We start from the raw sequence: 6,108 nt of genomic DNA, 5'->3' as shown, positions 1-6,108 counted from the left end.
AGAAAAGCGGTTCCAACAATAGCAAAACCCTGCAAAAGCAGGGCTTTGTCTACAGTCTGCGCAGAGATAATTCTCTGTTCATTAATATAATACTATACAATAAGGAGATTGATTTTATGAAAGGCTTAATCAAGAAAGTTCGTGAGAACAAAAAAGGTTTCACACTGGCTGAGCTGTTGGTGGTTGTTGCAATCGTGGGCATCCTGGTTGCAATCTCGATTCCGGTATTTACGGCACAGCTGACCAAGGCTAGAATCGCTACGAATCAGGCCAATATGAGAGCGGCGAAAGCAGCAGCGGTAGCTCAGTATATGACGGATGAGATAGATAAGAATAGTGACGCCGCAATGATTTATGATTATGACTTAAAAACTGGTACAGCTACCTCAATCAAGGATGATGCGTCTATAGTAGCTGATGCGAATAAACAGGGTGATATTGAAGAAGAAAAGGGTAGCAAGCAGTATAAACAGATTAATGTAAAAATCGAACCGACGAAGACGAAAGACACTGACGTTATTAATGGTGCAAAAATTACAATATATGCAAAATAAAACCACATACGTGGAAAAAGGTTGCTGAGCATGTATGCGAGAACAGTAACGAAAAATGGATGGGGTTTCCCATCCATTTTTGCTAAATGCGCCTGCCAGAGCTTTCATTTGTGGTGGTACACCTGACTGCCAGGCGCATGAAGGTTTAGAAGTAACTGTTCACAGGTAGGAATTTTCTGAACTGAAAATTCCGTACGATACAGTTCTGGCAGCAGATTTTGCCGATTTGGAATGCGCAGCATCGGCAAAATCCCGTTGCTGGGCACACGTGTGTGAACAGTAACGTTTAGAATGAAAGTGATGTTCACATCATAAATTTTTCAGGATTGAAAAATCCATTCATTGTCAGATACATAAGCGTGACCTGCAACGCACGAATCAAAACAAAGTCAGCAGGTCATTTTGATAAAAAGTGGGTAAGCAAATGAAAAAGAACCAACACGGTTTTACACTGGCAGAGCTGCTGGTGGTGATAGCGATCGTAGGGATCCTGGCGGCGATCAGTATTCCGATTTTTACGGCACAGCGGAAAAAAGCGGTCATCGCAGCCAATCAGGCGAATGTCCGTGCGGCGAAGGCGGCGGCCGTGGCAATGCTGTATGGAAGCAAGGAAAGCCTGGAACGCTACGAGAACCAGCCGCAGAAGCAATACCGCTATTACCGATACAATGTAAAAGAGGGAAAGATTGTCTGTCAGGCAGAGGGAGAGAACGCGCACATTGAGTACGCACAGGGAAGTGGAACAAAGAAGGTAAATGACCTGGGGCAGGAATACCGGAAGACGGCGATGGAAGCCAAGACACCGTGTACAGATATTCTGGTTTACATCGGAAATCCGGCGGCTAATCCATATGCGAATACGTCTCCGCTTCAGACCGCTCCTTTCTATGAGGGAAATGAAGTTGGGGGAACCAGCCAGAATCCATTTGGTCCAAAGCCGGGATTTGGCGCCAAATAAAAGAAATGAAATTGGGCGTTTTAAGATAAAGATAGCGTTTTACATATCTTGGAAGATATAAAATATTGGGGATTTACAAACAGACAGAACATGGGTACGGACAGGAGATATTCCATTGATGCTGCATCAAACCACATTTTTAACAATTTACATTTTGATGATTACTTTTATTCTGGGCTGTGCGCTCGGAAGTTTTACAGACTGTCTGGCAGGGCGGATGTTAAACGGAACGTCCGTTTTGAAAGGGAGATCCCACTGTGATGCCTGCGGTCATGTGCTGGGAGTACTGGATTTGGTACCGCTTTTTTCACGGCTGTGCCTGCGGGGCAGGTGCCGTTATTGCGGAGCGAAGATCCCGGCGGAGGCATTCTGGACGGAACTTGTCTCAGGAATTGCATGCTGCCTGATTATGTACCGGTACGATGTCTCGGTGCTGGCACTGCGGGGAATTCTGCTATGGATGGTGCTTTTATGTCTGACACTCACAGATCTGCACGCGTGGATCATACCGGACCGGCTTCAGATAGCCGGAATCCTGATCTTTTTCGGCACGGCGCTGAGCTTACCGGAACCGGGAAGACAGATGATGCGGGGAGTTCTGACCGGTGCCGGACTGTCTGTCAGTATGCTGGCACTTTCCCTGCTGTTTGACCGCCTGACCGGAAAAGAAAGCCTGGGGGGCGGCGATGTAAAACTTTTTTTTGTGACGGGACTGTATATGCGTTCCGCCTGGGAGGTATTATTTTTCCTGATTCTCAGCTGTGTGCTGGGAATTGCAGGTTCTGTCATCAGTCGGAGGGAAAAAATTCCGTTCGGACCGGCGATTGCGGCGGCATGTTTTTGTATGCTGCTGTATGGAGATATATGGACACAATGGTATACAGGGCTCTTTTAAAGGGAGTGCAGAGATGAAGAATTGTTTAGGAATTGAGATTGGACATTACCGTATCAAGATTGCATATGCGGAAAAAGGCGAGCTTCGCGAATTTATCAGCGAGCGGGTCGAGGGGATCGACCGGAACGATATGCGTCAATATGCGGATTTAATAAAGGATTTGCTGAAGGAGTATGCGATCCGCTGCCGGAACGTCGTGTTTGTCATCCGGCAGGAGGATGTGTATGTGCGGCGCTTTGAGCTGCCGCTGATGACGGAGGAACAGCTCCGGCTGAATCTTCCATATGAGTTCCATGATTATATCGGAAACGAGATGGATAAGTACGTCTTTGATTATGCGATGATCTATGCGGATCAGGAAAAAATGGATTTGATTGGTGCGGCGTGTACGAAAGAGCTGTCGCAGCAATTTGAAAAACTGGCCAAGATGGCACACTTGAAATTGGTCGGTCTGGTTCCGGCCGTGCTGGGACTGGAATGGATTCTGGAATATGCAGAAGAGAGAATGGCGGATGAGAAGAAGGCTTTGGAGACAAAGCTGAATGCAGAACCTCATAAAAAGGAAGAAAAAGAGAACGCAGAGGGGGCAGAAAAATCGGAAACTGTGAAAGACTATGCGATTCTCGATCTGGGAACCCAAGCATTGCGGATCCATTTCTTTCGCCATGGGATCTATGATATTACCCGTACCATGGAGCCGGGCTGTGAGGAGATCGAGCAGATCCGTTTGGGAGATAAGAACAAGATGCAGGAACTGGGAATTGAGGTGGAGGAAGAAAACCGCGAGGAGACCGACAAAGAAAAGATGGCGGCTGTGCTGGAGGAGCAGTACCGGACCCGCGCCGTCCAGGTCATGCGAGTTTTGAACTTTTATAGCTTCAACAATGTGAATAATACGATCGACAGCCTCTATTATTGCGGCGGAGGCGCACGATACGGGGAATTGATTGATGCGCTGAAAGAAACGCTGGATCTGCCGGTGCGGAGTGTGGCGGAGCTTCTGCCGGAGGTCTCTTTGGATGAGGAAGACGAGTGGATCGACAGCCCACAGGCATACGGTGTATTACTTGCATAAGGAGGAAGAGCGGTGGCTGATTTAAAATCAATCGCGAATATGCAGATTGGCGGTCCGAAGTATCCGAAAAAACGGCGCATCAATCTGTATCAGAAGCAGGTTAAAAAAGGAAAGATAGCGGCAGAATTGGGTGTGTTTGTCGTATTTATGGGACTGGTTTATGGGTTTTCGCAGTTTGGCGTGGTGCGTCTTCTGAGAAAGGCAGACCAGGCGGAGGCAGTCTATGCGGCGACTGAGCAGCAGCTTTCGGCGCTTCAGAAGTCCAACGAGGTGTACAGTGAGGTTCAGGCGGAATACGCACATTATGGAAATGGGTACCTGAATGAGGAAGAGAGACAGCTTCCAGACCGGAGAAAGATGTTGGATTCGCTGAAATCACAGATTTTCCCGCTGACGGCCGTTTCGACGGTTTCGATCACCTCCGATCAGATGGCATTAGAGGGAAGAATTCCCAATGGTTCCTCCTTTCCGGAGCTGGTTCGCGATGCGGAGGCGGATCCGGATGCACGCTATGTGACGGCGTCTCTGGAAGAGACGGTTCAGAAAGAGGGGGAGGAGCGGGTTCTTGCGGCTTCCAAACCGGTGGGCGTGTCGATGACTGTATTTTTTAACGTACCAGAAGAGGACGGAGAAAAACAATGAATTCGTTAAAGAAATATATCTTATCAAGAACGCAGAAGATTGTACTGCTTCTGTTTGTAATCATATTGATCGCGGCGGGCTACTATGCCGGATTCTATCTTCCGGTGCAGAGGCGGATCCAGGCGGCGGATACGACGGATCTGGAGGCACAGATCCAGATGGAGCAGGTAAAGTCGAAGCAGATCCAGCAGATGAAGAAGGAGATAGAGGAAAATAAGGCATCCAATGCGCCGATGGTTCCGGCTTACAATCATTTTAAGGAAGAGACGGAAGAGCTGAACCGCATTTTTGCAGATGCGTATAATTTCAGCTTCCAGTATTCGGAACCGAAGGTGGATGGGATGCAGATCCGGCGTGCGATCAATCTTTCTTTCACGGCAGAGAGCTTTGATAAGGCGGTTTCGATGATCCATGAGGTGTTAGAGGGACCGTACCGCTGCCTGATTGAAGATCTGAGCATCGAAGATGATGAGGACGAGACAGAGGAAATGGATATCCGGAATCATCCGGTGAGCGTAACATTTCAGCTGACCTATTTTGAGACCCGATACGATGCGGAATCAGAAGAAGGTCTGGATCTGGAACCGGAGGAGACACAGGCACCGTCGGGACTGGCGAATGCGGATGTGTCGAACCTGCAGCGTTCGGACATTGAGACAGCGGCAGAGGCGGCGCTGGGAGAATAAAGCATGAAAAAAGCAGAGAACAGTGAAAAACACCCGGAAATCTGGAAGCGGGTTTTCAGCTGTATGAAAAATCAGGATGGCGCCAGCTTGATGGCGGCGCTCCTGTTTTTTGTGTTTTGCGGGGTAGGCGCGTCGATCATTCTGGCGTCCGCCTCTGCATCGGCTGGTAAGATCCGGAATCTTCCGGGAGAAGATCAGAAGCGGTATGCGGTGGACTCGGCGGCGATATTTCTGCGGGATGAACTGCAGAAGACGGAGAATATAGTCAAGATCAAGGAAGTGATCGTGCATGACAGCCGGGATGACGAGGAAGACGATGATTTCTACTGCTACTACGTCGGCAGCCGGAAAAACACGGATAATGAGGCGTCGTGGCAGAAGTTCTATGGAACGGATTCGGGTTTGTCAAGCCCGGAGAGTGGGAATAGCGCGATTCTCGATTCACTGATCGTGGATATTTATAGAAATAATGAGTATCGGAAGCTGGCAGACGGGGACGATGCGTCGGAGGAAGAAATGGCGTACAAAGATTTTACCCTGTCAGTGAAGAAAGACGGAATGAGCGGGAACACGATTGATCCGTTAAAGACCAGTGTACGTCTGTGGATGACGGATGATTATAAAATCAAGGCGGTTATCTCAGATACAGTAACGGCGGATGACAGGAAGGAAGAGCGGTGCGAGAAACGGCTGGAGCTGGAAGCAGCACATAGCTCCGAGCATAAGACGGTCACAGTACAGGGCGATGACGACGAATCGGATGACGACAAATCGGACGACGACGATTCCTACACGATCACGACGACGACCATCATTACGACGATCCGCTGGCAGAACGGAACAATAGAGAAGGAGCTGCTGCAGAATGATAAGTAGAATGAAATGGGCAGCTGGAAGAAAGCTGCGTGCCAATACGGGCGAGACACTGACAGAGGTACTGATATCGGTTCTTGTGATTGCACTGGGAATGACGATGTTTCTGAGTGCATTTCTGGCGTCCGGCAGGATGCTGCGGCAGGGCGAAGAGCAGATGGCGAGCTATTATGACAGCCGCAATCAGCTGGAGAACAACCGGACAGCGAAACAGGCGTCGGGCAGATATGTTCTGGAGCTGGAGGCATCTGGAACCGGCGGCATGAAGAAAAGCCTGGCGTCAAATGCCTACCAGACAGGCACACAGACGAATTACCGGACGGGACAGTATCCCATCGTGCTGTATGTGAGCCAGGCTGATTCGGATGCAGAAGAGGAAGAGGTAAACTTACAAGAGCTGCTTTACAGATACCGATAGAGGAGAC

Annotated in this window: 8 protein-coding genes; all 8 read left to right on the top strand. The window is 49.0% G+C overall.

Annotation, left to right across the window (positions count from 1 at the left end; genetic code table 11):
- The coding region (locus DWY89_RS10340; RefSeq protein WP_347474720.1) for a prepilin-type N-terminal cleavage/methylation domain-containing protein at positions 1-554 on the top strand (554 nt) is incomplete at its 5' end.
- Between the two features lie 424 nt (positions 555-978).
- Complete coding sequence (locus DWY89_RS10335; protein ID WP_107000048.1) at positions 979-1,512, top strand: type II secretion system protein; 534 nt, start codon at positions 979-981, stop codon at positions 1,510-1,512.
- A gap of 118 nt (positions 1,513-1,630) precedes the next feature.
- On the top strand, positions 1,631-2,407 hold the full coding sequence (locus tag DWY89_RS10330; RefSeq protein WP_118524116.1) for an A24 family peptidase: 777 nt from the start codon (positions 1,631-1,633) through the stop codon (positions 2,405-2,407).
- A 13-nt stretch (positions 2,408-2,420) separates the two neighbouring features.
- The gene (locus DWY89_RS10325) at positions 2,421-3,482 is read left to right on the top strand and encodes a pilus assembly protein PilM (protein WP_182434562.1); all 1,062 of its coding nucleotides are present in this window, start codon (positions 2,421-2,423) and stop codon (positions 3,480-3,482) included.
- Positions 3,483-3,494: 12 nt separating this feature from the next.
- Positions 3,495-4,124: a hypothetical protein gene (locus DWY89_RS10320; RefSeq protein ID WP_118490628.1), complete on the top strand. Its 630-nt coding sequence runs from the start codon at positions 3,495-3,497 to the stop codon at positions 4,122-4,124.
- On the top strand, positions 4,121-4,810 hold the full coding sequence (locus DWY89_RS10315) for a hypothetical protein (RefSeq protein ID WP_118524120.1): 690 nt from the start codon (positions 4,121-4,123) through the stop codon (positions 4,808-4,810). Before DWY89_RS10320 ends, DWY89_RS10315 begins: the two co-directional genes overlap by 4 nt.
- 3 nt (positions 4,811-4,813) lie before the next feature.
- Positions 4,814-5,686, top strand: coding sequence for a hypothetical protein (locus DWY89_RS10310; protein ID WP_118524121.1), 873 nt, complete (start codon positions 4,814-4,816; stop codon positions 5,684-5,686).
- Complete coding sequence (locus DWY89_RS10305) at positions 5,676-6,101, top strand: hypothetical protein (protein WP_147341923.1); 426 nt, start codon at positions 5,676-5,678, stop codon at positions 6,099-6,101. Before DWY89_RS10310 ends, DWY89_RS10305 begins: the two co-directional genes overlap by 11 nt.
- Positions 6,102-6,108: the final 7 nt, after the last annotated feature.

Source organism: Clostridium sp. AF27-5AA (assembly GCF_003478415.1).
Taxonomy (GTDB): domain Bacteria; phylum Bacillota; class Clostridia; order Lachnospirales; family Lachnospiraceae; genus Otoolea; species Otoolea fessa.
The sequence above is the reverse complement of the archived record's forward strand: the minus strand, read 5'-3'. Positions and strand labels throughout refer to the sequence as shown.

Coding starts and splice junctions, on each gene's coding strand:
- DWY89_RS10325 (WP_182434562.1), top strand. CDS start 2,421: ATGAAGAATTGTTTAGGAATTGAGATTGGACATTACCGTATCAAGATT.
- DWY89_RS10315 (WP_118524120.1), top strand. CDS start 4,121: ATGAATTCGTTAAAGAAATATATCTTATCAAGAACGCAGAAGATTGTA.
- DWY89_RS10310 (WP_118524121.1), top strand. CDS start 4,814: ATGAAAAAAGCAGAGAACAGTGAAAAACACCCGGAAATCTGGAAGCGG.
- DWY89_RS10335 (WP_107000048.1), top strand. CDS start 979: ATGAAAAAGAACCAACACGGTTTTACACTGGCAGAGCTGCTGGTGGTG.
- DWY89_RS10305 (WP_147341923.1), top strand. CDS start 5,676: ATGATAAGTAGAATGAAATGGGCAGCTGGAAGAAAGCTGCGTGCCAAT.
- DWY89_RS10330 (WP_118524116.1), top strand. CDS start 1,631: ATGCTGCATCAAACCACATTTTTAACAATTTACATTTTGATGATTACT.